Consider the following 26,006-nt stretch of genomic DNA (forward strand, 5'->3'; position numbering starts at 1 on the left):
CTTTGCGAATCCAAAATTAAAGGTCACAATTGCTCTAAACCATAATGATAGCAAGGCCCCCTTAAAAAGGTCTTGCTATCTTTTCTTTAACCATCCTTCTTGGATTCAACTTCCCCGCCGGACGTAAGGGCTCTGGTTATCGGGGTGAGTAGCGTAGCGGCCCAGCGGTGCATTTTTAAACCACAACTTGATAAAATTTAGGTTTTTTTAAATTATGTTTCAAGCGTTAAGTTTGCTATAGTCTACGCCTCAATTTCAAGCTACAATGAAGATACCAAATATGGAAGCGTTTTATATTTTTTTCGGTAAGCCGGTCAATACTTGAAATAATGTATCATTGCCAGCCGTTTCTTTCATGTTTGGTCAATCTTTTATGGAGGTGTAAAATGAAGAAGAAATCTTGGTTTACTTTACTGGCAACTGGAATTGTCTCTCTGTTTTTTTCGGTAAGCGTTTATGCGGGGAATGTTTTTTGGGAACCACTTAATGGTTTCAATTCTGGTGCATGGCAAAAAGCGGATGGATATTCCAATGGGAACATGTTTAATTGCACTTGGCGTGCCAATAATGTCAATTTTACGAACGATGGCAAAATGAAGCTTGGCTTAACAAGTTCTGCGTACAATAAATTTGACTGCGGAGAGTATCGATCGACGAACACTTACAGATACGGCTTATACGAGGTCAGCATGAAGCCGGCTAAAAATATAGGGATCGTATCTTCCTTTTTTACGTATACGGGACCTACTGATGGCACGCAATGGGATGAAATAGATATTGAATTTTTAGGCAAAGACACGACAAAAGTGCAATTCAACTATTATACAAACGGGGTCGGTGGTCACGAGAAGATTGTAGATCTGGGCTTCGATGCATCAAAAGGCTTTCACACCTATGCTTTTGATTGGCAGCCAGGGTACATTAAGTGGTATGTTGACGGGGTTCTAAAGCATACGGCAACTACAAACATACCAAGCACGCCAGGCAAGATTATGATGAATTTATGGAATGGCACTGGCGTTGACGACTGGCTAGGTTCGTATAATGGAGCGAATCCGCTATACGCTGAATATGATTGGGTAAAATACACGAGCAATTAGCCCATAGTACCAAAAGCAGCCCTGTAGTGGCTGTTTTTTTTGATGATGCATTCGGCCATGAATAAAATCGCTGGAAATCTATTCAAAGCTGGCGATCACCGATGCGCAGCTGAATATAATCAGGTATTTAATAAATCCTCTGTTTAACCCATATGTTTGCGGATGGTTAGCATTTTCCTGCTTCAATTACTTTAAAGATACCAATACAGGAAAGGGGTCATGTAACTCCAATCGGTTTATAACTCAGGAACCAACTTTAATGAAGGGAAGTCAGACAACAAGTATTACGTTTGAAGGAATCATCCCCGGTTCAGCTTCAAGTTCAAGCTTATATTGCTGTCCATTCCACCTTAGGATACTCACGCTCGCGTTTTCTATTTTCTTTCCTGACCATATACTGCTTATTGACATCTGCTTAGCGACTCGCTTTGATACATTAACATGTGCCTTTCAAGGCTTTTTGGACGTTGGCTTCAATTATGAACAGGCTAGCTTAGGTTTGAAATATGTCCCTAGCAATTCATTGACCAGTAAAAGTATGGATGATATAATCATAAAAGGAAAAAATCATTGGTATAGAGCCCTGTGTGAATGGGCTTTTCTCATAGTTTATTTTGTAAGCGCGTACAATGATTATTTTCCATATATACCACGGAGGAGGCGATCAAAGAATCCATTTTATCAAAATAAATGTCTTCTTTTTTTTTTATTTTTAATGCAACCGGTTGCATTATCTATTCCACTAAATATTATCAGGAGGTTGTTAACTTGCTAGGAAAAAAAACTGGGAGTTTTATTTCTTGGTTGATTATTTTGTCGCTTTGCTTCAACTTCTTCGGTTTACCCGGCGTAGCTTCGGCCAGTAGCACCGATTATACAGCCACCTACACGAATTCCACAGCGACTACCCTTCCCTCTACAACCGCTTCGATCACGTCTACCTTTACCGCAACGTATGCACCTACCACAATACCTAAATCAACTCAAACTGGGTTAACGGTTCACTTTAAGAAACCTTCAAGCTGGAATTCAGCGATTCGAATCCATTACTGGAATCTGAATCCGACAACCGTTCCGATAAGCGGAGCGTGGCCGGGAATCCTGATGAAGTCGGATGGAAACGACTGGTACAGCTACACCATTGCCGAGGCCACAGGCTCAAGTCTCATCTTTAATGACGGTAGCGGCAAACAGACGGCCGACTTGTCCCGCAGTGTGAAAGAGGGCTGGTATTACACAGATAACACATGGTATGATACCAGCCCGGAAATGCCTAAAATTCCGGCGATTTCCGCCTCTCCTGTACCCAAAACATATGATTCGTCCCAATCGGTGACGCTTTCCAGCACCAACAGTGACGATAAGATTTACTATACGATAGACGGCTCGACACCTACGACATCCTCTACCTTGTATACCTCTCCAATCCAAGTTGCTTCCTCTTTGACCATTAAGGCCTTCGGTGTCAACTCAATCGGTCAAACTGGAAATGCATCCTCTTTCGCTTATATGATTGACCTGAATTCAGATCTGCAAGCTCCGACAATCACAGCGAATTTGCCTACCAGACATTCCGATTCCTCGGTGACTGTATCCTTCAACCTAAATGATAACAAGGCGGCAACGACCAAGGCATACTACACGGACGATGGTACGGAACCAACCATAAGCTCGAAAGTATATATCCTCGGCAACGCTATGGCCGGATTGACCGGACCGTCCATCCTTATTTCCAAGACCACGACATTAAAATTTCTCGTTATAGACGGCGCTGGCAATCAAACCAAACAAAGCTTTGTTTATAATATTGGAAATAAAGGTGATTTTCGGGAAGATACTATTTACTTCGTGATTACTTCCCGGTTCTATGACGGTGATCCGAGCAACAACATGCACGCATGGGATGATGCCAAGGCGCGTAATCCGGATTCGGACCCAGCTTGGAGAGGGGACTTTAAGGGGCTGATTCAAAAGCTCGATTATATCAAAGCCCTCGGATTCAGCGCCGTCTGGATTACACCTGTTGTGCAGAATGCCAGCGGTTATGATTATCATGGTTACCATGCAATAAATTTCGCCAAAGTAGACCCAAGATATGAATCAGCGGGAGCTTCTTACCAGGATTTGATCAATGCGGCCCATGCCAAAGGGCTGAAGGTTATTCAAGACATCGTTGTCAATCATACCGGTAATTTCGGTGAAGAGAATCTGTACCCCATGTTCAAGAAAGATCCGGCTAAACCGGATACGGCTAACAACTTGGTGAAAACTACGGATAAGCTGCCGTCAAACTATAATACTATGACACCCGATCAGCAGTATCAGGCAAGGCTCGCTTTAATGAAGAACGCGGAAACGAACAATAACATTTACCATACAGAGAAAAGCCTCTCCTGGGAATCCTATACTGTCCAAACTGGTCAGATAGCGGGAGATTGCGTGGATTTGAACACGGAAAACCCTGCAGTTAACGAATATTTAATTGATACCTACAATCACTATATAGACATGGGTGTTGACGCTTTCCGTGTCGATACGGTGAAGCATGTGAGCCGGTATATTTTCAATAAATACTATATTCCTGCCTGGAAGACAAGAGGTGGCTCGGATTTCTATATTTTTGGAGAAGTAGCCACCCGTTACAGAGATGTCTGGAACAGTGGAATTCCGGCGATCTCGACGCCATTCTATACTTGGAAAAGCTCGAAATCGTATCCGGGCGATGGAAAGAATGATTACGCCTCCAATAAAGTGTCGGTTGAACAAGAGTGGGCGGACAACTCTACTACAGCAGGACAGCCAACCTCGAACAATGCTCTCTTAAACGGAAATACCTATCATACGCCTGACTATTCAATGAAATCGGGCATGGATGTGATTGATTTTCCGATGCATTGGGCATTCAAGACCGCGCAGGAAGCATTCAATATGAGAAGTGGTGATCAATACTATAATGATGCTACCTGGAATGTAACCTATATCGACTCGCATGACTATGCGCCCGACCAGGCTCCGGAAAATCAAAGATTTGCGGGCACACAGGACACTTGGGCCGAGAATCTCGATCTGATGTTCACCTTCCGCGGAATACCCGCTATCTTCTATGGTTCCGAAATCGAATTCCAAAAGGGGGCTGTCATTGATCCGGGTCCAAACGCACCGCTAAGCAAAACGGGACGGGCTTATTACGGCGATCACATGGAAGGCAGTGTTACAGTACAAGATTACGGCAAATACACAAATGCTACCGGCACGCTTGCGGAATCGCTCAACCATCCTCTGGCCAAACATATCAGACAGCTTAATTTAATCAGAAGAGCTGTTCCCGCCTTGCAAAAAGGACAGTATTCCACAGAGAATGTAACGGGCAATCTGGCGTTTAAGAGAAGATATACCGACAGCGCCAAAGGCATTGACAGCTTTGCATTGGTCACGATTTCAGGAAACGCCACATTTACCGGAATTCCGAACGGAACCTATGTGGATGCGGTGACTGGTAATTCCAAAACCGTTACTGATGGCAAGATTACCCTGACATGCTCCGGCAAAGGAAACGCAAGGGTATATGTATTGAATGGCAGCGGTGGAATTGGAGAAACGGGAACCTATCTGAAGTAAACGGCAGTATGTCTTAGTTAACTGAAGCAACCTCAGTTCGGTATTGCACCGTGCTAAGGTTGCTTCCAATTAAAAAGTATATCCAAGAGAGAGAGTCAGGATATTGCTCTGGACTAAATTTTTAACGGATGGGGAGTGAACCAAGATGCACCAACGACAGCTTCTATGTGCGTACATTCCTCCGTATATTTAATGACCAACAACCATCAAGTATTAACGGGTTCTGACCGGTCATCCGGATATGTTCTACCGCATACAACGGGTACAAGCGTTAGACCAAAAGTACCTAAAGCATATGATAATTGAGGATGTCCTTCATGAATGTATAATGCTATTGCCATAATAATGATAGGCAAAACTGTAATACAATCATTATAGTTGTTTCCTCCATTTGCATTGTATTTCACACACGTTTCTTTAACAATTCTTTCAGCTGTGTGTTCGGGTCAGCAAAAGACTGAATAATCTCCTTTATACCTTCTAGAACGTTTTTTGAAGTTGTTAGATACAAATCTATTACTTCCGCAGGCCAGCTGTTAAAGTTGGCCGTGATTTTTATAACTTCTGTTCTTAAAGAAAAAGCACTTAAATTATTAGGGTCTAATCCCGCATTATTAAGCAAATGGGTCAATCCATGCACAAGTTCTACTCTTGAGCGATCGAGATTTTCAAAAGGATTGGAAATATCTAATATATCCCTTAGCTTAGGGATAGCCCAGGTGATTTGTATAAATTTAACCCACGAATTTTTCCTTCTAAGCAACGATTTTGATTTGAATTACGGATATGAGATTATAGGGGGTGTAAAAAACGCCGGTGACCTTAAGGAGGTGACCGGCGTTTTCATATTAGCGTTTCGGCATTTTGCTCTCATCCATGTACAGCAGGTTCCAGCGGTGACCGTCCAGGTCGGCAAATCCTGCGCCGTACATCCAGCCGTCAATTTCACTCGGTTTGCCAAAGATGTTTCCTCCGGCAAACTCTACTTTTTGAATAAAGGCATCTACTTCTTCTCTGCTTTCAGCGCCAATGGAAAATATTACTTCTGCGGTATGGGAAGTATCTGCGATTTTTGAACCTGTAAATTTCTCAAACGCCGCATCCGGGAACAGCAGAATCGTTGTTTGGCCTATGGCAAGCTTGGCTCTCTCGTTACCAACGCTAGCCGCATGTAATCCAATCTCATTGAAAAAGGCAGTTGACCTCTCAACATCTTTGACCGGCAGATTAATCCAGATCTCCTGTGACATGGCTGTAGCCTCCTGGAATATATTTTCAACTGCTCCTACTATACTCTACTTCTGGCAGCAGAAGCGAATCTTATAAAAGAAACCGCAAGGTATCGATCTAGCCAAGAATGGATTTCGCATCAAAGTAATGACTCTCTTACAACAATTCTGCACTCTTCAAGTTCTTCGGGATCCGTATCTAGGTAAAGAAGCTTCCAGTCAGTTGGGTATATTGAATGCGCATGCCGATAATGGATACCCAAAGGTGTCACTGAAGCAAAATCATATATTTTCAAAGAATCTGATTTTAGGGGCATCATCGTTCCTCCCTTTAGCTTATAACTATATTTATTGGCAATAAGATTTTTTATATTTATAAAACAATAAAATATCCGAGTATCAATAAATTGAATACGATTCAGTCAAGAATATATTCAACTCTTCATGCGTAGTTAGAGCTTTCACACTGAATTCCGTCTTTTAACCGAGATGGGGGGCGCTGAAGCTTAATCATGGAGCTTGCAACTGGAGCACTTGCGTAGGAAGCCCTGTTCAACTTTAACGGTGGAGAGTCTTAGCGAAAGAATCTCCATTTCAAGTTATTACTTAGCTATACAAATTCTTTAGATTTTCTTTAGAAATATACTCATTAATTCCTTAGTTTTTTTTATTATGCTTTCTGCATTGAAAGAAAGAGAGAGAAGTAAAAAATGGTTAGATATAACCTAAAAATTTATTAATTCCTAGGGCTATCTATTCTTATTTCGCCCTCTCTCTGAGTTCTTTTAGAATACAATCCCATATGAAACTACATCTAGTATCCTCGTATCTGGCCCACGGTAAGGATGAAGCGTACGTAGCCACAATAATTGAACATAAACCCGCTTGTATACTCCCATCAACAATGCCGATCGTACGGAGTTGTTCATAGAGATTGCGCTAGGTGTAATCATCACACAGTACCCCGCAGGCAGCTTATTCACAGCCACTGCTAACTGAACCAAGTAGTTTGCTTGCCAGGCGGATATGGAAGCTATACTTAACCTGCTAGTTTATTTTGCTGACGCTATTTGTCCTAGCAACGCAGTTTGAATGAAAATGCTAACGGTTTACTGCTGGGTTCCTCCCCAAGAGTACTGATGGCTTGGGTCACGGACGAAGATCTCCTTCATTTACTGGATCTAATTAACCCCCGACCCCGAAAATGTCTGGATTGGAGGACCGCTCACGAATCTTTCACAGAAGTCCTGTCGCACTTGGTTTGACAATCCGTCTTGTATTAAAAATATCGATATTATTTTGTCCGAAGGTGGAGTCGACGACACAATGAGAGAATTGCTTCGAAAGCTTAAAATTTTACAGCTATTTTTGGCTTTGTACCGTGCTAAAATTATTAGGATACTGATTCCTGTAGCTATTTTAGTCATTATCTATGTATATGGAAGACACGAAATTCAGAATATTAACTTAGCTAAAATTATTTATGAATTACGCATGATGCCCGTTCATGTCGTTATTCAATTGATCATTGCTTCTTTTATAGCGGTATCTGTAATGAGTACTTATGATTATTTAATACGAAAACAATTTAAGCTTGATATCAATTGGAAAACGACTTATCGATATGCATGGATAGCCAATACATTTAACAATATGATTGGGTTCGCTGGTCTTACCGGTCTAGGACTACGTACATTACTGTATAAGAGAAGTGGCGTTCCTATGAAAACAATGGGAGCTGCTGCACTCTTTTTATCGCCTATCGTATTAGTCGGTCTATCTTTACTTGGCTGTCTTGTACTGGTCGGTGTTTTTCCTGTAGAACCTATTTTTGAACAACTTCCTTGGCTTCGTATCGGTGTATGGGGAGTTTCATTGTACTTACCGTTCTTCCTATTAATGCAACGATCTTCCCTGTTCGCCAAATGGTTTCATAAGGGCGATGGCAAGTTACCTTGGAAAGTAGTCATCGCTTCTCTAGGTTCCTCTGTTCTAGAGTGGGCTTGTGCAGGGGTATTATTTTGGTTATTCACTTTTAATGATCTGAATCATTTACCGTTTGCCCCGGTATTCGGTGTGTATATTGTAGCAGCAATTGCAGGGATTATTAGTATGGCGCCAGGTGGTATTGGAGCATTTGATCTGATCGTGTTGCTTGGACTTCAGACATTAGGTGTTGATCCATCACGTGCACTAACGATTTTGTTATTGTTCCGCATTTTTTACTTTGTAGTTCCTTGGTTGATCGGTCTTGTGCTAGCTACGTTTGAGATGAGTCCGAACAGTAAACAAATGCGTGAAATGATTACAACTAGTCTGGACGCTTCACGTAACACATGGGTCAAATTCTGGGGCTGGCCTTCTCATTTCGGTCTACTTAGTGATCTAGGAGCATGGGCGCTTGGAAAGTTAGTATTCACCAGTGGTATCATATTACTACTTTCTGCGGCTACCCCAGGCCTAATTGCTCGCCTACGTTTTATGGAACATGTGTTATCTTTACCTATTATGCGTTTTTCAGAACAGTTATCTGTGACTATCGGTATTATGCTTATTGTCGTATCACGTGGTATTTCAATGCGTACTCGTCGCGCTTACATATGGACAGGAGCATTGTTGTTAGCAGGTGCTATCTTCACATTTGCTAAAGGGTTCGATTACGAGGAAGCTATTATTTTACTTATTGTTGCATTGGTGCTATGGATATCTCGGGCTCGATTTAACAGTGAAAGTGCTAGTATTTCTTTACGTAGTATCTGGATTTGGGCGTTCCTTGCTTTTATCTCATCGTTATCGTATTACGTTATTGGTACACATATTCATCCAGCTATTTTGCGACATCTACCAATGCGTGCTCAACAATGGTTTTTGAACCCGCATGAATATGCAGTGACGGCCCTTGTTGGATTAATCGGTGCTTTAATTTTAATGGCATCTATATTCACCTTACGCCCGCATCGCTACACAGGAATACGTCCAGATGAGGCGGGTATAGAGAAATTAACTCAATTTATTGCCAAAGAAGACGGTAATCTTTTGACTCATCTTCTCTATCTAGGAGACAAAAATTTTTATTGGGCGCAAAATGATCAAATTTTAATTCCCTATTCTCGAGTGCGTCACAAATTAATTGTACTTGGCGACCCAGTTGGTAATAAAAATCTTGTCTCTGCTGCGATTCAAGAATTTCAGAGGTATGCGGATCAGTATGCATTAACCGTTGTTTTTTATCAAGCAACACCTGAATATCTATCGATCTATCATGAGAATGGTTACAAATTCTTCAAACTAGGCGAAGAAGCTTTGGTTCCTCTAACTACATTCACATTAAGTGGGAAAAGTAAGCAGAACTTGCGAACTGCTAAAAATAAATCAGATCGTGAAGGTCAAATATTTGAAGTGCTTGCCCCACCCTATCATTCAGAATTACTGTCTGAATTACGTCAGATTTCGGATGAGTGGCTAGGCGATCGTAAAGAAAAAGCTTATTCTTTAGGCTGGTTCAACGAAGCGTATATTCAACGCTCTCCCTTAACATTGCTTCGTAATGCTGAGGGTCACATTTTGGCTTTTGCAACATTAGCTCCAGCTTATGACCAAAATAAAGTGATCTCAATTGATCTGATGCGCCATTTGAATGATACACCGAATGGAACGATGGATGTGTTATTTGTACGTATAATTGAATGGGCAAAAGAACAAGGTTATTCTTATTTCAATTTGGGTATGTCTCCTCTCTCCAGTGTGGGTGAAAATCAGAATGCGCATCGTGAAGAAAAATTAGCTCGGCTGGTGTTCCGATATGGTGGGCACTGGTATGGATTTGAGGGATTGCGCCGTTACAAGGAAAAATTCTCACCTGAATGGCAAGCAAGATATTTAGCTTATCCGGCAGGTATGACACTTCCAATGCTTACGCTGGATCTGGTCCGACTGGTATCTCGTCGTCCAGAACAAGTAGAGCTTCTTTAACCTTCAGAATAAATTCTTTGGATAGGCTACAGTTACGTGGACTGAAAAAATGAGGGCAATGGAAAGAAAGCAATTATTTTTCACGGTTAGATATTCAGAATTCCTTCACATCCTAAGGTGGTCACTTGACCACCTTTTTAATGTTTTGACTCAACTATTCTACCTACACTCTTCTAGACATAAAAAACGTGGTTTATTGTATTAGATAACAGATAAACTAGAGGTATTGGTTGGATCAATAACAAGATATTTAAGGATCAGAGCTTGAAAAAAAAGCTTTTTTAGCAAAAAGAATACTGTCAGTCCTACTGCTTATTAGGTTCTTCCCAATCAGTTCATGAAATATATCTTAATTTAATATGTTTAGAAGCTCTGTACAGCGACGACTTCACGGCAGCTTCGCTCTTGTTTAAAATTTTAGCTGTTTCTTTTATGGAGTATCCTTGGACTAGGCGCAATTCGAGTACAGTCCTTTGCTCGTCATTACTTACCATCAAAAGAATTCGCTCGACTTCCTCTTGAATTACAAAATCGAGGGTATCCCAGTGATAATCAAATAGTTCTCTATGTGAAGAGTATTCTCTCATCTTTTTTCGTTTTCTTAATTCGCCTCAGCAGCTTTTTCCTCCAATAATGCAAGCGAAAGTGCATCCTCACTGCTCTTCACCTTGTTATCAGCCAGAAGTACCTCATAATAGTTCTTCATTGTAGTGTAGTCTGTCTGATCTTGGGCAAGCTCGATTTGCTTCTTGGATTCCAGATAAGAAACCGTCGATGAGGCATACCCCTTCCATGCTGAACTACTGGCCGCATCCTCTTCTCCATTACCTGTACCTGCGGGAATGAAGTCCAGATTCTTACCTGCATTTTTCAAGTTAATCCGATTGCGATCTATCGTTTGCTGGGCCTCCTTCAAGCTAAAGCTATTGGATCGCGCCCATTGCTGGGCTTGACTCAATGTTAGTTTCACACTTGCATTGGAAGCCAATTGCTGCCCCTCTGCTTGAACAAAGGACCCTGAAAAAGAACTGGTTGATAAGGCCAACAGCAATAAAATGAACATACGTTTTTTCATAGAACCCCCTCTTTCTATTTTTAAATAATTGTACAAACACATTCTTATATGAATTATCTATTGTTCTCTTTTGAGCAACTACAAATGAATCATAGACACGTGCAGATTGCTTTCTGCTTTGGCTAAAAGTATTTCGGGATGAAACGATCTAGCAATGTAATCATATGTCAGGGTTTTCTCATAAAATGAGATATGAATGAGCGTCTCTCTTTACTCAGCAGAAACATGACGCTCGCCTCCTTTCAGAGTCAGGCGATTTCTATGTCCCCGTAGGTATGATAAGGCTATGCCCGCCGATCGGTACAACAGCTCTCCGGCTAGGATACCGCCAACGACATCCGCTAGTACATGCTGCTTGACCAGCAAAGTGGACGCTATAATGACAATAGACATCGCGGTGACTGCCCAGCGAATCGTTCTTCCGAATACCCTTGCTCCACGAAGCATCAGGTAGCTGGTTAGCACATGAATGCTTGGGAAACAGTTAAACGGCTGGTCATGGCTGTACACCAACCAGACCAAACGGTTGATGACGCCTGTCTGGGCTAGATTGTCTGGACGGTGAACAGCCGTTTGGAAAAGGGCATAGACGATATAAGAAAGGATCAGCCCTCCACAGAGCGCAAGTAGCGTCCGGTAATAAGCTGTTCTGTCCTTGAACGCAAGTCCGATCAGTACAGATGCAATGAACGGGTACCAAAGAACATAAGGAATAATAAAGGACGGAACGAATGGCGTTAGGCGATCTAGATCCGTTACGAGGCTATAGACGTGTTCGGTAGGATGGTTAAGTATACCGTAAAAAATATACAATAACGGAACCACTGTAAGCCATAGAAGAGACAGCCAAGTTGAAAGGAAGGTTTGTTTTGTAGGGTGAGTCACGTTATCATCTCCTGATTAGGTTCATCTATAGCAATGAACCCATCATAATGATAAACTCTGAAGAACTTTAGAGGATTTTTCTAAAGAATTCCTTAACATTAGTTGGTAAGGGGTATTCCCTCTCACATCTTATTTATAGGGAATCTTATCAACAATTTACGTAATAAAAAGCCTCGCCAACTTTTTTGTTGGCAAGGCTTTTTGGGTTCTTCAATCAGATCAGCTTTCTGATTTTCATGCACTTCTTGCAGACTTCGAGTCTGAATAGTGTACATATCTTCAGATTTTCTTTAGATATATCCTCGTAAAATCCTTAGATTTTTTCGTTACTATTTTTATATTGATATAAATAACAAAACGAGGAGATATGGCAATATGTTTTGGATTATTCCTTCCAGTTGTTCGGTATATCATCCCTTTATTTGTTGGGTACCCAAAAGGGAGAAATTAAATAATGGGGGAAAAACAGTTGAATATCAGTGAATGTCTACTTTTTTTGCAAGGATTTCTCACAAATCCACAACGAGTAGGAAGTGTTATACCTAGCTCCCGATTTCTAGCAGCTAAAATCGTTGAGTCTATACCATGGAATGAGGTAAAGGCAGTCGCAGAACTCGGGTCAGGTACAGGTGCTATTACACGTTTCATGAAGCCACATTTAACCGGATCAACAAGAGTGCTATTGTTCGAAAGGGATAAGAAAATGAGAGCTACTCTGAAGACAAAATACTCGGATTTCGCGTGTCATTCAAACGCTTGCCAATTAATCAAAAAATTGAATCAAGATGACATCGGCCAGCTTGATTGTATTATTAGCGGATTGCCATTTTTTAATTTTACGAGTGAAATGCGAGAAACCTTACTCAATCAGATTATTAAGGCACTAAAACCAGAAGGGATTTTTGTCGCTTATCAGTACTCACTTCAAATGAAAAAAAAATTTGCCGAAGATTTAATCATCGAAAAAATCGAGTTCGTACCTTTCAATTTCCCTCCAGCTTTTGTATATACCTGTCGCAAAAGGGGGGGCAATAATCGGTATTAATAAACTTTTCGTAGCAATCATTGGGTTTGCCTTAATTATAGAATTTTAGTAGCCGTAATCATAAAAAGTAGGAAAGGAGCATCATGTAATGGATACAATACTTGTTGTAGGTGACGATACAGAGATTCGAGATGTCATTCACGTTTATTTGCGCAATGAAGGATACTTTGTCATAGAAGCTGCAAATGGTCTGGAAGCGTTAGATTTAATAAGATCAATCTCTTTCGAACTTGTCATCTTAGATATTAAGATGCCACAAATGGATGGCATTAATGCTTGCATTAAAATAAGGGAAATATCGAGCACCCCCATTATCATGCTATCGGGGGAGGAAGAAGATATTGGTAAAATTTCGGGTCTTACTCCCGGTGCGGACGATTACATGATAAAACCCTTTAATCCGTTAGAATTACTCGCTCGAGTAAAAGCTCATTTGCAGCGACAATCATTAATAGGAAAAGAAGAATTTAATTCTGTTATATTCATCAAAGATCTTGTGATCGATAAGAGTAAACATACCGTTACATTGAAAGAAAATAACATTTCGCTGACCCCTCTTGAGTTTTCAATTCTAGAGTTGCTTGCAAGCCACCCTGGGCAAGTATTTAGCTTTGATAAGATTTACGAAAGCGTGTGGAAAGATCCTATTGGGTATTCCGATAATACCGTGATGGTCCATATTCGTAATTTACGAGAGAAATTAGAGGAGTTCCCCAGAGATCCTCAGTATATTAAAACGATTTGGGGAGTTGGTTATAAAATTGACTGAACATGTGCAAAAACCAAAACGAAAAAAAAGGATGATTCAGGTCAATATTTTAATCAGAATGATGCTAAGTCTCATTATCGCCACAACCATAAATAACATGCTCATTTTACTTTTACTGGATATTGGCCATGGCATGGAATCCGAGTGGCTCCTCAATTTCATTCCGTATATTTTCCCCCCCCTGTTTATGGTTATCTTTATTATTACTTTCCTAGCTTTAACTCGACGAATCGTAAGAGACTTAATTTCGTTGGAGCAGGGGCTTCAAATTATATCCGAGGGTAATTTAAGCTATCGAGTGCCTGTTATGCGAAATGATGAGCTTGGGAGGGTTGCGTTTAATATCAACTTGATGGCGGAACGTCTACAACAGCAGATCGAAAAGGAACGTGAACTAGAAATCTCCAAGTTGGAAATGATAACAGGCATATCACACGACTTGCGTACGCCACTTACAAGCATTATTGGCTATATAGAACTCTTAAGAACAAATTCATTTCAAAATAAAGATGAATATACGCGATTTGTTCAAAACACTTATAACAAAGCTATTCATTTAAAAAAATTGCTCGATGATTTGTTTGAATATACCCGACTTACTTCGGTCGATACCCGCCTGGACCTAAATAAAATCGATGTATTCCAGCTTCTAGATCAATTAATTTTTGAATTTGAACCGATCGCTCAAGAGAACGGTATCCATATTATTAAAGACTTAGGTAACTCTCCTATTATAACCGTTATTGACAGTAAAAAAATTGCCAGAGCAATCGATAATCTACTCATGAATGCCCTTAAGTACTCTGTAAAGCCAGGAACCGTACGTATTTTAATGAAGTTGGATAATAAGCAAATTAGTATTGAGATCGAAAATAAAGGGAATCCCCTCACACAAGAGCAAGAAAATAAACTCTTCAATCGTTTTTATAAAGTAGACCATTCAAGAAGTAGTGAAGGCATTCAAACGGGAGCAGGTCTGGGCCTTTCTATTGCTAGAAACATTATTGAGTTGCATGGAGGAACCTTAACGCTCATTCATATAAATAACATATTTAAATTTACTCTTACTTTGCCTTTCGAAGGAGTTCTGACCCGTTCCATTGGATCAGAAGAAGGCCACTCCGGCAACCTTGATGTATAAGTTAAAAAACTTAAGCCCCGAACAATACTTTGTCCCGGGCTTAAGTTTTGATTTTTAGTATCCAAATTAAACTTACTCTGTTTTTTAAGTATAATCTTCGAGAGTGCTGACAGTTAATGTGTTTATGTAAAACAAAAAAGCCGCGCTTATCACGGCCGTACCATAATTAATGCTCATATATTTAGCCTGTTCATTATGCAGCTCTTTTCTCATCTACTCTCTGAAAACAATATCCCGTATATAATGCTTCAATGATAAATTCATTTAATGCCTCCAACATGTATGCAGGTGCATCCCTGTCTGCTCCAAACGTTTGCCCGCTATCATGAAGAACGATAACAGCTCCACCCCTTAGCTTGGACAGCAGCCTTTGCTTAATTTTTTGCTTGCCGCCAGAGCTCTTCCAGTCACCTACAATAACAGACCAAAGAATCATGCGAAATTGCTTCATCAGAAAAAAATCAAATAGGTTAATGACTCCCCACGGGGGCCGATAATAGAAGGCTTTCTCTCCAATAATACGATTAATGACATTGGCCGTTTTGTTTACCTGCTCGCGAACCCTCTTAGGACTCATTAAAGCATTTGACCAATGTACATAATTATGGATTCCGACAAGATGTCCTTCATTGTGCATCCGTTGGATTAAATCGGGATATTTCTCTGCTTTGCGACCAAGGACAAAAAAGGTACCCTTTATATTATATTTCTTTAATAAATCAAGCAAAAGAGGCGTAAATTCTGGGTCCGGACCGTCATCAAAAGTTAACGCAATGGGCTGCTCGCCCGTTCCCCTTTTATAAACTCCGATTCCAAATAGTCGGATTATAAGGGTCGGGATAATCGTGTATACGAGTAATGCACTAATGAGAATTATGAATGTCTGCTTCATGATCCTGCTCCTTTTTAACAGTAATAAATCCATGCTTGCCTTTTTTCTAGGAGCATATCTTTATTTCACTGGATCTATTATTCATTGCAATAGTTCCAAAAATAACTTCTAATGAAGCAAACGCGGACTCTTTAGGATGGAACTGTTTAGTATTTTCTATCATATGTTGAAGAAGTTTTGCATCATCTAGTAATTCCGATAGGCGCTCGGTTAGATCCCCAGATGTCTCTCATTCAATTTCATTCGAAGTTTTTCATTATGCCCACAAACAATGATGAATTGTACAGGCTGTGACAATAGATCAAATTTCTGAATAGTAGAGCTTCCATCGCCAATCATGCCGCAACCTCCTCCCATCACAAGCACAGTAGGCATATGAGGATCTAAACCATACTTCTTAGCTGTTTTCTCTCTTTCTATGGACTGAGAAAATTGCGGGCGAATGGGAATTCCCGTATCTGCAATCCGAGTCTCTTCAACCCCTAATTGAATTAAAGAATCACGTACACTTCTGGAACCCACAATATATTGATCTGTATATGGATAAATCCATGAACTATGATCCGTGTGATCGGTAATGATAGTAACAGTATGAATATCGATTGAACCATATGATTTCAACTTCGACATCACGCCTGCCGCCAAGGGGAAGGTGCATACTACAATAGCTGGCTGTATTTCATTAATCAATTTCATCATTCGTCCGATTCCTGTAGAAAAAACGGTCTTTATAATATAGGATAGGGTGTTTTGTCTCCGCGTTTTCTGATATAGATATCCATAAACTTGAGGGAATGTTTTTACGGCTTGGAGATAAACATTTCGACTCAAATGATTCATATAAGGATGGACCCATTCCATAAAATCAATAATGACAGGTTCCATATGAGGAAATCGAATTTGCATCGCATCTTGTATCGCTTGGGCTACTTGAATGTGACCATCTCCATAATTTCCGGTAAGAATCAACATTTTTTCTTTCGTTCCTTTTTTCATGGAACACAGCTCTCCTTTTCAAAAAATCAAATCTCAGAAACGGTTAAGAATTACTTTCCTTTATGTCAAGAGAAATCGGCATAAACTGAAGGCACAGAAAGGATGCTTTCATATGCCAAAGAAACGATTCTTATTATTGATGATGAAATGAAATTCGGGATTTGGTGGGAGTATATCTGACTATGACGATTTATATTTTTAAATCAGCATTTCGCCTTATGTGAAAATCGTTTGAGCTGCTAGAATATATAGCAACAGTGAAATCATAACTTTGTTGTATTTCCTTTAAATCTATCAAAAGTGAACTTGCGAACCCTCGGGCAAATCAAAAATGTATTTAAACATGTGTCGGGTCAGTTTAAAAAAAGGGGAAAATAAAGGCTGGTCTAGCTTTAGAAAAAAATATCCCGCTTGTAATCGATTTACAAACAAATTGATGCAAGTTATTACAATGGCGAAACTGAGATATGCAATGACGAGACTGAAAACTAACGCCAAAAATATCTCAAAGCAAACATTTCTTTTGCCGTTTATCAGTTTCAATTTTCTACCCAACTCCCCAAACGGTTTTTATATATCGCGGCTCTCTTGGGAGATCATCTATTTTCTCGTGTAAATTCAGAATTTGAACTCCTACCGTATTATCTAAATCTCCTAAAGGTTGATTCCACACATCACGCTTTGCTCCTTTTCCGACTTTTAAGAATCATGAATATGACAATTCCTATGATTAAGGCAAGTCCCACATATATACCGTAGTGATAAATCATTGTCCCGATTGTTTCCACATGACCACCTGCAAATTGGCCAACTACAAAAAAGACAGACGTCCAAACAAGACCGGCTGTATAGGAATAAAGAATATAACGGCGAAATGACATTTTATTAATTCCGACTAAATAGGGAACAATATGCCTCACCACCGGAAAAAAGTAGCTAAAACTCAATGCAATATTTCCATATTTATTTAGAAGGTGTTCTGATGTATGTATATGCTTCCCCAAATTTTTTTTATGGCGAAGTTTATCCAGCACCGGCGAACCGAAAAACCTGCCTAGAATATAACCAAGAGATAGCCCGGAGATAACTCCTAAATAAGTGATAATAAATGCTGGGAAATACTGGAGTAATCCTACTTTGCTAACGGCTCCGCCGGTCATAACGACAACCTCGTCCGGTATTGGCATTCCAACAATTCCGAGCCATAATGCAAAGAATAAAGCAGCATAACCAAACTGCGCAATCCAATGAATTAGTGTGTCATAACTCACTTAAATCCCCTCCTTCTTACGGCATGTATAAACAAAAGCAGGAGGAAAATTGAGGGGCACAAAATCGATTTTATCAATAGCAGATCGATTTACTCGCAGTTCGATAAAGCGTGTGATAGCTCCTGTGCCAGAACCGAATTCTGCAATTGTGCTCACATCATCCCATGATACAGATTGAACCATTTTACTCGCCAGAAACCGTGAACTGGGCAAAACACTTCCAACTCGCTTTGGATTTTTAATAAATCGTTGCAAGAACATTGCATACTGATTTGAAGTCAAATGACTCTCCCCCTTTCTTCTATTTTTTTCATTTGTTCACCAGCTTATGCAGTAAAGTTGGATAATTTCGACTTGAACCACTTGGTTGTGATAAAGGTGCCAACGGCTATCATTAGAGCAACCACGGCCAATTTAGGATCGATCAAATCTAGCAAATTCAATATATAATGTCCAAGGAACTTGCCAAAGGTAAAGAACGTAGCGGTCCAAACAAACGCGCTGGAATACGAAATCAAAGCAAACTTCTTGTATGAGGTACCGTTTAGACCAACGAATACAGGCAAAATGTACCGAATGACTGGTATGAAATGTCCAAGACACATTGCGACATCTCCGTGTTGTTCAAAAAATTTCTCTGCTTTCTGAAAGTGACGGTTGTTTTGAAACTTTAGTTTAAATTTTTCTCCAAAGATTCTGCCCGCAAAATAAGCAATTGTAATTGCTGTAAATAAGCCAGCGAGAATAACAATATATACAATCCACGGGTTTAAAGCTCCGTTGTTACTCAAAATTCCACCTGTTAGTATGGTTATTTCATTTGGAACCGGGATGCCGAATGGGCCTAGGCAGAAGGCTAAGAAAAAAAAGAGATATCCATAATGATCGACTAGCTGTAAGACGATATCGCTAATCATGTTCTAACCTCCTCGTTAATGTCGATGAAAGTATATTATTATAAAAATCTTAGGAGCTTATAGGGATATTTCTAAAGAAATTCTGAAGTAATACAAAAACGCCTTTAATTCTCCCCTCCAAGCCATGGCTTGACATCTTAAACTGTTTTACGCCCAATGTAGGAAAGGTCTGATCAGCTTTTAACCAAGCTAATCAGACCTCAACTTTATCCTAACACTTTGGTAATTCTACTTCTTTAGCACTGATGGAAATTGAAAAAGAGAGAGTTCACTCTCCTATTCCCGCTCGTACTAGTGAAAACATAGCTTCACATACAAGTAGAAGAAAATACACGATCTCATAAACATCCCCCTCCCCAACATTATGAAGGGATACAAATTAGAGTCACGCTAGGCCTTTCTATAGCCATAAATATCATTGAGTTGCGTGGCGGAACAGTTTGCCCTTATAAAAAAGCCTTACCGACTTGGTTGGTAAGGCTTTTTGGGTTGGATGATATAGATTTTAAACCTTCTATAGATGAATCTTTAGATTTTCTTTAGAAATATACTCATTAATTCCTTAGTTTTTTTCATTATGATTTCTGTATCGAAACAATAAAGAGGTGCAGAAATAGAGGAGATTGGGCCATGTGCATCGGTATGTTCTTCCCAATCGTACGATATTTTCTCCCTATGTCTTCACTTCAATTTTCTCATTTTTAATCGTTTCGGTATCCATCCGTTTCGATAAAAGAAATAAATTTGTTAATTTTTGTGCCATATTCAGCATTGTTCCTGACAATAAAAACAGTAATGGAGGAAAATCAGTTGAAACTTAATGAATACCTTTTATTTTTGCAAAGCTTTATTCACAGCCCAAAAAATGTAGGCAGTGTTATACCAAGCTCTCGGTTTCTAGCGACCAAAATGGTTAAACAAGCCCCCTGGAACGAAATTAAGGCAGTCGCAGAACTCGGATCGGGTACAGGTGCCATCACCCGCTTTATCAACGCCCAGGTGAGTGAACCCACGAAAGTGTTATTGTTTGAGATGAATGAGACTATGAGGAATAATTTACAGACAGAATACCCAGACTTCTCCTGTCATCCGAACGCTGCTCAGTTAGTAGAAGCAATGAAGCAAGAGAACATTCATCAGCTAGATTGTATTTTTAGCGGACTACCTTTTTTTAATTTTGAGCGTGAATTGAGAGATACCTTGGTTGAACAGATCTATAAAGCACTCAAACCTGGAGGCTTGTTTATCGCCTTTCAATATTCGCTTCAAATGAAAAAGCAGCTTTCCGAAAAATTTATCATTGAAAAAATTGATTTAGCACCTTTCAATATCCCTCCCGCTTTCGTTTACGTCTGTCGCAAAAAGGAAACAATTTAAATGATGCTGGCACTTTCATTCACTCCATTAAATGTTTCGCTTATGCGTATGTAGAAAAAGTGAAGACTTTACCTTATTATCAGGATATCTATACTAGTTGCGTAATTTCAGGTACCTTAAATACCTTTATTCTACCCAGTCAAAAAAGAAGGAGCAGTCAGTAATGAATACCATTCTTGTTGTGGATGATGATTCCGAGATTCGGGATGTCATTCATGTATATCTACGTAATGAAGGATACCATGTGATTGAAGCAGCCGATGGTGAAGAAGCCCTGGATGCCATAAAGACAACACCGATTCAACTGGTTATCTTGGATGTCATGATGCCACGAATGGATGGAATCAGAGCATGCCTTAAAATAAGGGAAATATCGAATACTCCGATTATCATGCTGTCAGCCAAGGAAGAAGATATTGATAAAATTAACGGACTGACTACCGGGGCCGATGACTACATGATCAAACCGTTCAATCCATTAGAATTGCTTGCTCGTGTAAAAGCGCAGCTACGTCGTCAAACATTAATAGGAAAAGAAGAATTTAATTCCCTTATTCTTATTAAAGACCTGATCATCGATAAGAGTAAACATTCCGTAAAGTTAAAGGGCAACGAAATTTCGTTGACTCCTCTGGAGTTTGCTATTCTGGTCTTGCTTGCCAGCCATCCTGGACAGGTTTTTAGTTCGGAGCACATTTACGAAAATGTATGGAAGGCGCCATATGGATTTTCTGATAATACCGTAATGGTTCATATTCGTAATTTACGAGAAAAATTAGAGCAGTTCCCAAGAGATCCTCAGTATATTAAAACGGTGTGGGGAGTTGGCTATAAAATTGAATGAACATGTACAAAAGTCAAAACGAAAAAAACGGATTCAAGTCAATATTTTAATCAGAATGGTGCTAAGTTTTATTATCGCCATTGCTATAAATGATATTCTCATTTTACTTTTCTTGAAAATTAGCAGTACTATGGAATGGCATTGGTTTCGCAATTTTTTCCCTTATCTTCTTACCCCCTTGTTTATGGTAACGTTTATTTTTACTTTTTTAGTTTTGACACGGCGAATCGTTAGAGACTTAATTACATTGGAGCAAGGGCTTCAGATTATTTCCGAAGGTAATTTAAAATATCGGGTACCTGTTGTTCGGCAAGATGAACTTGGACGGGTTGCGCTCAACATCAATCGAATGACAGAACGTTTAGAGCAACAGATTGTAAAAGAACGTGAAATAGAGAAATCCAAGATGGATTTGATCACAGGTATTTCACATGACTTGCGCACGCCTCTGACAAGCATTATCGGCTATATCGAGCTTTTAAGAACAGACTCATATCAGGATAAAGATGAATATACGCGCTTTGTTCAAAACACCTATAACAAAGCGATTCATTTGAAGAAGTTGCTCGATGACTTGTTCGAATATACTCGGCTCACTTCAGTCGATACCCACTTAAATCTGAGAAGGATCAATTTATTTCAACTCTTGGATCAATTGCTGTTCGAGTTCGAACCCATTGCTCAAGAAAACGGTGTATATATCGTAAAAGATATCGGTGACTCCCCAGTGGTTACCTCCATTGATAGCGATAAAATTGCTAGAGCAATCGATAATCTTCTCATGAACGCCTTAAAGTATTCCTTGAAGCCGGGAGGCATTTGCATTCGATTGAAAACGAGTCCTGAGCAAATTACGATTGAGGTCGAAAATAAAGGAGCTCCCCTCACGCAAGATCAAGAGGAGAAGCTATTTGATCGTTTTTATAAGGTTGATCATTCAAGAAGTAGCGAAGGTATCCAAACTGGAGCAGGACTGGGTCTTTCCATCGCTAGGAATATTGTTGAGTTACATCAAGGCACCCTAACGCTCAATCATAGTCATAACGTATTTACATTCCAATTGAATTTACCTTTTGTAAACAACTCAAGTAGCTAACCGCAGTCCTTAAAGAATATTTATACAGTGGCGGATTATTATGATTTTACATCTTAATAAATCCATTTACAGCGACTCAGGATATTCCTATTTCATAACCATTTCCTCAATATACTGAATGTCGCATATAACGTGCTTAAATGATCAATTTTCTTTTTCAAAGAATTATCTCTAATAATCTGTCCATCTTTAGTCCATTGTCCATATATTTGAACTAACCGCCCTGTAGTTCGTGAGAGTTCAAGAAGAAGTGCTGTCTTCAGATGCTCTTTTTGAACTAAAGTTAGGTTATTATCCATTTTTATTTTATTAAATTCTTCTATCAAATCTCTTACTAGTTCATTATTCACTTCTTTCAATGAAGCCATTGTCTTCTCCAAGAGCTTCACGTTTCCTTATTATCTCTTGATACCCTGGAACTAAACATACTTCGGTTTGGACATCTTTGTACTCTAATTCAGCAGATTTATAGATTGATTTTCCGCAAATAGTTAAAAAGTAGCTCAATTTATCTAAGTTTGGTTTCGCTAAATTCTTTTTCCCATTAAGTTGACCCTTGTGAACATAGTCCTTAAGTGAATCAATTATATCCACCATTAAACCGATAAACTCTTCCTTCTGATCTTCCTTAAAATTTTTTTACTCTCTCAATTAAATTGTCATAATAAACTGACAATTGGTTCTCGTTCGAGATATTTGAGACAAGTGTATTTATAAGTAACGAAAGATGTGATACGCAACAATTAGCAATAATAAGAATTTATAACAGTTTGAACTCTTCTGTCATCTAGTGAATTCAAACTATCTATTATTGGTTTAATATTAGTAGGTAATGGAACAAAGTAATCACCCCCTTCATCATATTCTTCGTAATCGAGTTCAGTTCCGTTAACGTCTTCTTTTCTAATTGTTGATTCTTCCTCTTCAATGTTATAAACCAGTTTACCAATTGCAGGTACAGGTATTATATCCTCTTCGTCTGTAATCGTTCTAAGTTTATAAATTCCATTATCGTGCTTTATTACTTTTATTTGTTGTTCTAAGGCTTCCAAGGTATCTAGTGTCACGAGAGCCGCACAGTCTTCGTGCCATCATACGATATTAAAAAACCTAATGAGGTGAGCCTATTGTTCGTTCAATTAACCGTGAGTGAGATAATGATCTGAAAACAAAAAAACTGCACAAAAAATATCTCGATGGATAAGCCTTGAAAAAACAGCATCATTTTATGATAAATCTAAATGGGATTTATGCAGGAAATGCAGGATATAAAGAGAGTCTTAAAAATCTCAATTCAGCTTATTCGACCCCTTTTACAAAAAAAACTACCAAGCAGATTTGGATGGTAGTCTGTTGTGTTTTGTCGATTTTCCAATAAATTGAAATAGTTACTCAGCGGCACTTGACGTCAGATTCCTGTGGTGGATTTTTCCCTTTCATTTGGAAAAAAACACCCGGCAGGATGCGTACCGAGAGAAATACGGCATACACCCAAGCCGGGTAAGGGATTAGAAAATAATATCAATGGCCTCTAGCACATCTTGCTCCTGTTCGGATTGCCCGTTCAGGGAAATATCCTTCAACAGCACCGAAGGCTGTTCGCAAATTTGGGTGATGATCACGAGCAGGTCCTGAGCGAAATTGTCGATCAGATTGAGCGTAAACAACTTGGTGGCATATTCAAACTGCCCGTTCATTCCCTCATCCAGCAACGAAATGACCAAGGTAAGATCAAATTGGGAAACCGTATGAGTTTCCGGATAAGATTCGATCTTGATATCCCCGAAGCTTTGAACGTTATCTTCCTTGGTTTCTAGAGCAAACATGACATCGAATACAGGATTGCGGCTTTGATCTCGCGGCGCCTGCAGCTTTTTCACAAGCTCCTCGAACGGATAATCCTGGTGGTCGTAGGCCCCCAGCATCGTTTCTTTGACTTCGTTCAAGTAAGCGAGGAACGTCTTCTCCCCGGACGGATAATGGCGAATCGCCAAAGTGTTGACAAACATTCCGATGAGCGGCTCCAGGTCGGCATGTGTGCGGCCCGAAACCGGCGTGCCTACAATGAAGTCTTCTTGTCCCGAGTACTTGCTGAGCAGGATTGAATAGGCCGCCAATAACACCATATAAAGGGTGGCACCGTTCTCATCGGCGATGCGCTGCAAGCTGTCGGTCATCTGCTTGTCGATGCTGAAAGGCAGCACATCTCCCTCAAAGCTGCGAGCGGCAGGTCTGACAAAGTCCGTAGGCAGTTCAAGCGTCGGCAGTTCGCCTTCCAGCACGTCCAGCCAGTAGGCTTCCTGACGTTTCAGCCGCTCTTTTACAGGTTCGGACTGCTGCCAAGCGGCGAATTCCTTGTATTGAATCCGAAGCGGTTCCAGAGTCTCGCCGTTATACAGGCGCAGCAGCTCTTCGACGAAGATGCCCATCGACATGCCATCCGTGACGATATGATGAATGTCCAGCATGAGCAGATGTCGTTCCGCTTCCCATTCGACTAAGCCCACACGCAGCAGCGGCGGCCGCTCCAAATCAAAGACGCGTACAAAGCCGTCTACGATGCTCTTCGTTTCACTTTCCGTCGCTTTCGTATACTCGACGGCAAACTTCAAGTCCGGATAAATCCGTTGTACCGGTTCGCCGTCGACCATTTCGAAGCCGGTTCGCAAAATTTCGTGACGAGCTATCAATCCTTTGAGCGCCGCCTCGAATTGATTCCGTTCCAAGCGCCCGACGAGAACCGTCATGCCGGACATGTTGTAGCTAAGCTCGGCGCCTTCCATCTGCTGCTGGATGTACAGCCGTTTTTGCACGGAGGAAAGCGGATAGTAATCCCTCTTATCCAGAACCGGAATGGAGAGGTATTCCTGCCGCTCCAATTGGCTGATCGCTTCGGCCATCGCTTCGATGGTCGAGTGCCGGAACACATCGCGCAGCGGCAGGTCCACCCTCAGCTCCTTGTGCAACTTGCTGACCAGCGTCGTCGCCCGCAGGGAGTGCCCGCCGAGGTCGAAGAAGTTGTCCGTCACGCCAATCGTGACCGGCCCGAGCACGTCCTGCCAGATGGCGACCAGTTTCGCCTCCAGTTCGGTGCGCGGCGCCACGTATTCGCGGCCTGCGCTTGCTCCCCCTTCCGGCGCCGGCAGCGCCTTCCGGTCGATTTTCCCGTTCGGCGTCAGAGGCAGGCGCTCCAGCTCCACGAAGTACGACGGGATCATGTAACCCGGCAGCTCGCTGGAGATCGCCCGTTTCAGGTCCGCCGCCGTCAAGCCTTCTTCCGCTGTATAATAAGCGCACAAAGCTTTCTGACCTTCTTGATCTTCCCTGACGACGACGACCGCTTCCTTCACGCCACCTACACTCAGCAGCTTCGCTTCGACTTCGCCCGTCTCAATCCGGTACCCCCGGATTTTCGCCTGGTTGTCGATCCGGCCGATGAAGTCCACGTTGCCGTCTTCCATCCACCGCGCCAAGTCTCCCGTGCGGTACAGCCGCTCGCCCGCGGCGAACGGGCTGTCTACGAACTTCTCTTCTGTCAGCTCCGGACGGTTCAAGTACCCGCGCGCTACCCCGACTCCGCCGATGACCAGCTCGCCCAGCACCCCGACCGGCACCGGATTCAGATGCGCATCCACGATGTAGAATTTCGCATTCAGCCACGCTTTGCCGATCGGCACATGGCCTGTCTGCGGCAGCTTCGCCAGCTCCTCGTCGTAGAAGCTTGAGTCGATCGCCGCTTCCGTCACGCCGTATGCGTTGATGATCCGGAACAACGAGCC

At 41.0% G+C, this 26,006-nt stretch carries 23 protein-coding genes and 1 pseudogene; 9 read left to right on the plus strand and 15 right to left on the minus strand.

Annotated features, from left to right (window positions below):
- Positions 1-386 precede the first annotated feature (386 nt).
- Together BM358_RS21210 and BM358_RS21215 are read left to right on the plus strand one after the other, a co-directional pair.
- Positions 387-1,100 carry a beta-glucanase gene (locus BM358_RS21210; RefSeq protein WP_028541754.1) on the plus strand — a complete coding sequence of 238 codons (714 nt, stop codon included), beginning with the start codon at positions 387-389 and terminating at the stop codon, positions 1,098-1,100.
- Between the two features lie 768 nt (positions 1,101-1,868).
- On the plus strand, positions 1,869-4,718 hold the full coding sequence (locus BM358_RS21215) for an alpha-amylase family glycosyl hydrolase (RefSeq protein WP_028541753.1): 2,850 nt from the start codon (positions 1,869-1,871) through the stop codon (positions 4,716-4,718).
- Between the two features lie 403 nt (positions 4,719-5,121).
- On the opposite strand, the gene BM358_RS21220 is transcribed toward BM358_RS21215, so the two are convergent.
- Positions 5,122-5,358, minus strand: a complete 237-nt coding sequence (locus tag BM358_RS21220) for a hypothetical protein (RefSeq protein ID WP_023990439.1) — start codon at positions 5,356-5,358, stop codon at positions 5,122-5,124.
- 208 nt (positions 5,359-5,566) lie between these two features.
- Positions 5,567-5,968, minus strand: a complete 402-nt coding sequence (locus BM358_RS21225; RefSeq protein WP_028541752.1) for a VOC family protein — start codon at positions 5,966-5,968, stop codon at positions 5,567-5,569.
- A gap of 1,305 nt (positions 5,969-7,273) precedes the next feature.
- On the opposite strand from BM358_RS21225, the gene mprF reads away from it, so the two are divergent.
- Complete coding sequence (gene mprF, locus BM358_RS21230) at positions 7,274-9,919, plus strand: bifunctional lysylphosphatidylglycerol flippase/synthetase MprF (protein ID WP_028541751.1); 2,646 nt, start codon at positions 7,274-7,276, stop codon at positions 9,917-9,919.
- A 335-nt stretch (positions 9,920-10,254) separates the two neighbouring features.
- On the opposite strand, the gene BM358_RS21235 is transcribed toward mprF, so the two are convergent.
- The 3 genes from BM358_RS21235 to BM358_RS21245 form a co-directional block, all read right to left on the minus strand.
- Positions 10,255-10,506, minus strand: coding sequence for an RNA polymerase sigma factor (locus tag BM358_RS21235; RefSeq protein ID WP_226887837.1), 252 nt, complete (start codon positions 10,504-10,506; stop codon positions 10,255-10,257).
- A gap of 14 nt (positions 10,507-10,520) precedes the next feature.
- The gene (locus BM358_RS21240; RefSeq protein WP_231517200.1) at positions 10,521-10,994 is read right to left on the minus strand and encodes a hypothetical protein; all 474 of its coding nucleotides are present in this window, start codon (positions 10,992-10,994) and stop codon (positions 10,521-10,523) included.
- Between the two features lie 210 nt (positions 10,995-11,204).
- Complete coding sequence (locus BM358_RS21245) at positions 11,205-11,879, minus strand: phosphatase PAP2 family protein (RefSeq protein WP_028541750.1); 675 nt, start codon at positions 11,877-11,879, stop codon at positions 11,205-11,207.
- A 454-nt stretch (positions 11,880-12,333) separates the two neighbouring features.
- Between BM358_RS21245 and BM358_RS21250 the strand changes: the two genes are divergently transcribed.
- The 3 genes from BM358_RS21250 to BM358_RS21260 all read left to right on the plus strand — a co-directional run bounded on the left by BM358_RS21250 (position 12,334) and on the right by BM358_RS21260 (position 14,834).
- Positions 12,334-12,924, plus strand: coding sequence for a class I SAM-dependent methyltransferase (locus tag BM358_RS21250; RefSeq protein WP_049828435.1), 591 nt, complete (start codon positions 12,334-12,336; stop codon positions 12,922-12,924).
- 88 nt (positions 12,925-13,012) lie between these two features.
- Positions 13,013-13,693 carry a response regulator transcription factor gene (locus BM358_RS21255; RefSeq protein ID WP_028541748.1) on the plus strand — a complete coding sequence of 227 codons (681 nt, stop codon included), beginning with the start codon at positions 13,013-13,015 and terminating at the stop codon, positions 13,691-13,693.
- Complete coding sequence (locus tag BM358_RS21260) at positions 13,686-14,834, plus strand: sensor histidine kinase (RefSeq protein ID WP_049828434.1); 1,149 nt, start codon at positions 13,686-13,688, stop codon at positions 14,832-14,834. Before BM358_RS21255 ends, BM358_RS21260 begins: the two co-directional genes overlap by 8 nt.
- Positions 14,835-15,027: 193 nt before the next feature.
- On the opposite strand, the gene BM358_RS21265 is transcribed toward BM358_RS21260, so the two are convergent.
- The 6 genes and pseudogenes from BM358_RS21265 to BM358_RS21295 all read right to left on the minus strand — a co-directional run bounded on the left by BM358_RS21265 (position 15,028) and on the right by BM358_RS21295 (position 18,910).
- A complete protein-coding gene (locus tag BM358_RS21265) occupies positions 15,028-15,726 on the minus strand; it encodes a polysaccharide deacetylase family protein (RefSeq protein WP_023990451.1) in 699 nt (232 codons plus the stop codon).
- Between the two features lie 210 nt (positions 15,727-15,936).
- Entirely contained in the window at positions 15,937-16,722 is a 786-nt protein-coding gene (locus BM358_RS21270; RefSeq protein WP_231517199.1) for an MGDG synthase family glycosyltransferase, read from the minus strand.
- A 547-nt stretch (positions 16,723-17,269) separates the two neighbouring features.
- Positions 17,270-17,395 (minus strand): annotated as a pseudogene (locus BM358_RS21280) (helix-turn-helix domain-containing protein); the annotation flags it as partial.
- A gap of 1 nt (position 17,396) precedes the next feature.
- Positions 17,397-17,993, minus strand: a complete 597-nt coding sequence (locus BM358_RS21285) for a DedA family protein (protein ID WP_028541747.1) — start codon at positions 17,991-17,993, stop codon at positions 17,397-17,399.
- Positions 17,994-18,275, minus strand: a complete 282-nt coding sequence (locus BM358_RS21290) for a hypothetical protein (protein ID WP_028541746.1) — start codon at positions 18,273-18,275, stop codon at positions 17,994-17,996.
- A gap of 44 nt (positions 18,276-18,319) precedes the next feature.
- Positions 18,320-18,910: a DedA family protein gene (locus tag BM358_RS21295; protein ID WP_028541745.1), complete on the minus strand. Its 591-nt coding sequence runs from the start codon at positions 18,908-18,910 to the stop codon at positions 18,320-18,322.
- Between the two features lie 810 nt (positions 18,911-19,720).
- On the opposite strand from BM358_RS21295, the gene BM358_RS21300 reads away from it, so the two are divergent.
- The 3 genes from BM358_RS21300 (at position 19,721) to BM358_RS21310 (ending at position 22,227) form a co-directional block, all read left to right on the plus strand.
- Positions 19,721-20,287 (plus strand): class I SAM-dependent methyltransferase, encoded by a 567-nt coding sequence (locus BM358_RS21300; protein ID WP_028541744.1) that lies wholly within the window; start codon positions 19,721-19,723, stop codon positions 20,285-20,287.
- Between the two features lie 163 nt (positions 20,288-20,450).
- Positions 20,451-21,131 carry a response regulator transcription factor gene (locus tag BM358_RS21305; RefSeq protein ID WP_023990458.1) on the plus strand — a complete coding sequence of 227 codons (681 nt, stop codon included), beginning with the start codon at positions 20,451-20,453 and terminating at the stop codon, positions 21,129-21,131.
- Complete coding sequence (locus tag BM358_RS21310; RefSeq protein WP_028541743.1) at positions 21,124-22,227, plus strand: sensor histidine kinase; 1,104 nt, start codon at positions 21,124-21,126, stop codon at positions 22,225-22,227. Before BM358_RS21305 ends, BM358_RS21310 begins: the two co-directional genes overlap by 8 nt.
- Before the next feature lie 92 nt (positions 22,228-22,319).
- Here the strand turns inward: BM358_RS21310 and BM358_RS21315 are convergent, their stop codons facing one another.
- The 4 genes from BM358_RS21315 to BM358_RS21330 all read right to left on the minus strand — a co-directional run.
- Positions 22,320-22,595 (minus strand): hypothetical protein, encoded by a 276-nt coding sequence (locus BM358_RS21315; protein WP_023990460.1) that lies wholly within the window; start codon positions 22,593-22,595, stop codon positions 22,320-22,322.
- Positions 22,570-22,824, minus strand: coding sequence for a hypothetical protein (locus tag BM358_RS21320; RefSeq protein WP_028541742.1), 255 nt, complete (start codon positions 22,822-22,824; stop codon positions 22,570-22,572). Before BM358_RS21320 ends, BM358_RS21315 begins: the two co-directional genes overlap by 26 nt.
- A gap of 146 nt (positions 22,825-22,970) precedes the next feature.
- The gene (locus tag BM358_RS21325; protein WP_028541741.1) at positions 22,971-23,294 is read right to left on the minus strand and encodes a hypothetical protein; all 324 of its coding nucleotides are present in this window, start codon (positions 23,292-23,294) and stop codon (positions 22,971-22,973) included.
- 441 nt (positions 23,295-23,735) lie between these two features.
- Positions 23,736-26,006: condensation domain-containing protein (locus tag BM358_RS21330; protein ID WP_143109568.1), on the minus strand; the 2,271-nt coding region annotated here is incomplete at its 5' end.

Origin of the sequence: Paenibacillus sp. cl130, assembly GCF_900116035.1 — a bacterium.
Taxonomy (GTDB): domain Bacteria; phylum Bacillota; class Bacilli; order Paenibacillales; family Paenibacillaceae; genus Paenibacillus; species Paenibacillus polymyxa_B.

Coding starts and splice junctions, on each gene's coding strand:
- BM358_RS21250 (WP_049828435.1), top strand. CDS start 12,334: ATGGGGGAAAAACAGTTGAATATCAGTGAATGTCTACTTTTTTTGCAA.
- BM358_RS21320 (WP_028541742.1), bottom strand. CDS start 22,824: ATGGTGGATATAATTGATTCACTTAAGGACTATGTTCACAAGGGTCAA.
- BM358_RS21255 (WP_028541748.1), top strand. CDS start 13,013: ATGGATACAATACTTGTTGTAGGTGACGATACAGAGATTCGAGATGTC.
- BM358_RS21315 (WP_023990460.1), bottom strand. CDS start 22,595: ATGGCTTCATTGAAAGAAGTGAATAATGAACTAGTAAGAGATTTGATA.
- BM358_RS21270 (WP_231517199.1), bottom strand. CDS start 16,722: ATGAAAAAAGGAACGAAAGAAAAAATGTTGATTCTTACCGGAAATTAT.
- BM358_RS21295 (WP_028541745.1), bottom strand. CDS start 18,910: ATGATTAGCGATATCGTCTTACAGCTAGTCGATCATTATGGATATCTC.
- BM358_RS21225 (WP_028541752.1), bottom strand. CDS start 5,968: ATGTCACAGGAGATCTGGATTAATCTGCCGGTCAAAGATGTTGAGAGG.
- BM358_RS21305 (WP_023990458.1), top strand. CDS start 20,451: ATGAATACCATTCTTGTTGTGGATGATGATTCCGAGATTCGGGATGTC.
- BM358_RS21235 (WP_226887837.1), bottom strand. CDS start 10,506: ATGAGAGAATACTCTTCACATAGAGAACTATTTGATTATCACTGGGAT.
- BM358_RS21265 (WP_023990451.1), bottom strand. CDS start 15,726: ATGAAGCAGACATTCATAATTCTCATTAGTGCATTACTCGTATACACG.
- BM358_RS21210 (WP_028541754.1), top strand. CDS start 387: ATGAAGAAGAAATCTTGGTTTACTTTACTGGCAACTGGAATTGTCTCT.
- BM358_RS21240 (WP_231517200.1), bottom strand. CDS start 10,994: ATGAAAAAACGTATGTTCATTTTATTGCTGTTGGCCTTATCAACCAGT.
- mprF (WP_028541751.1), top strand. CDS start 7,274: ATGAGAGAATTGCTTCGAAAGCTTAAAATTTTACAGCTATTTTTGGCT.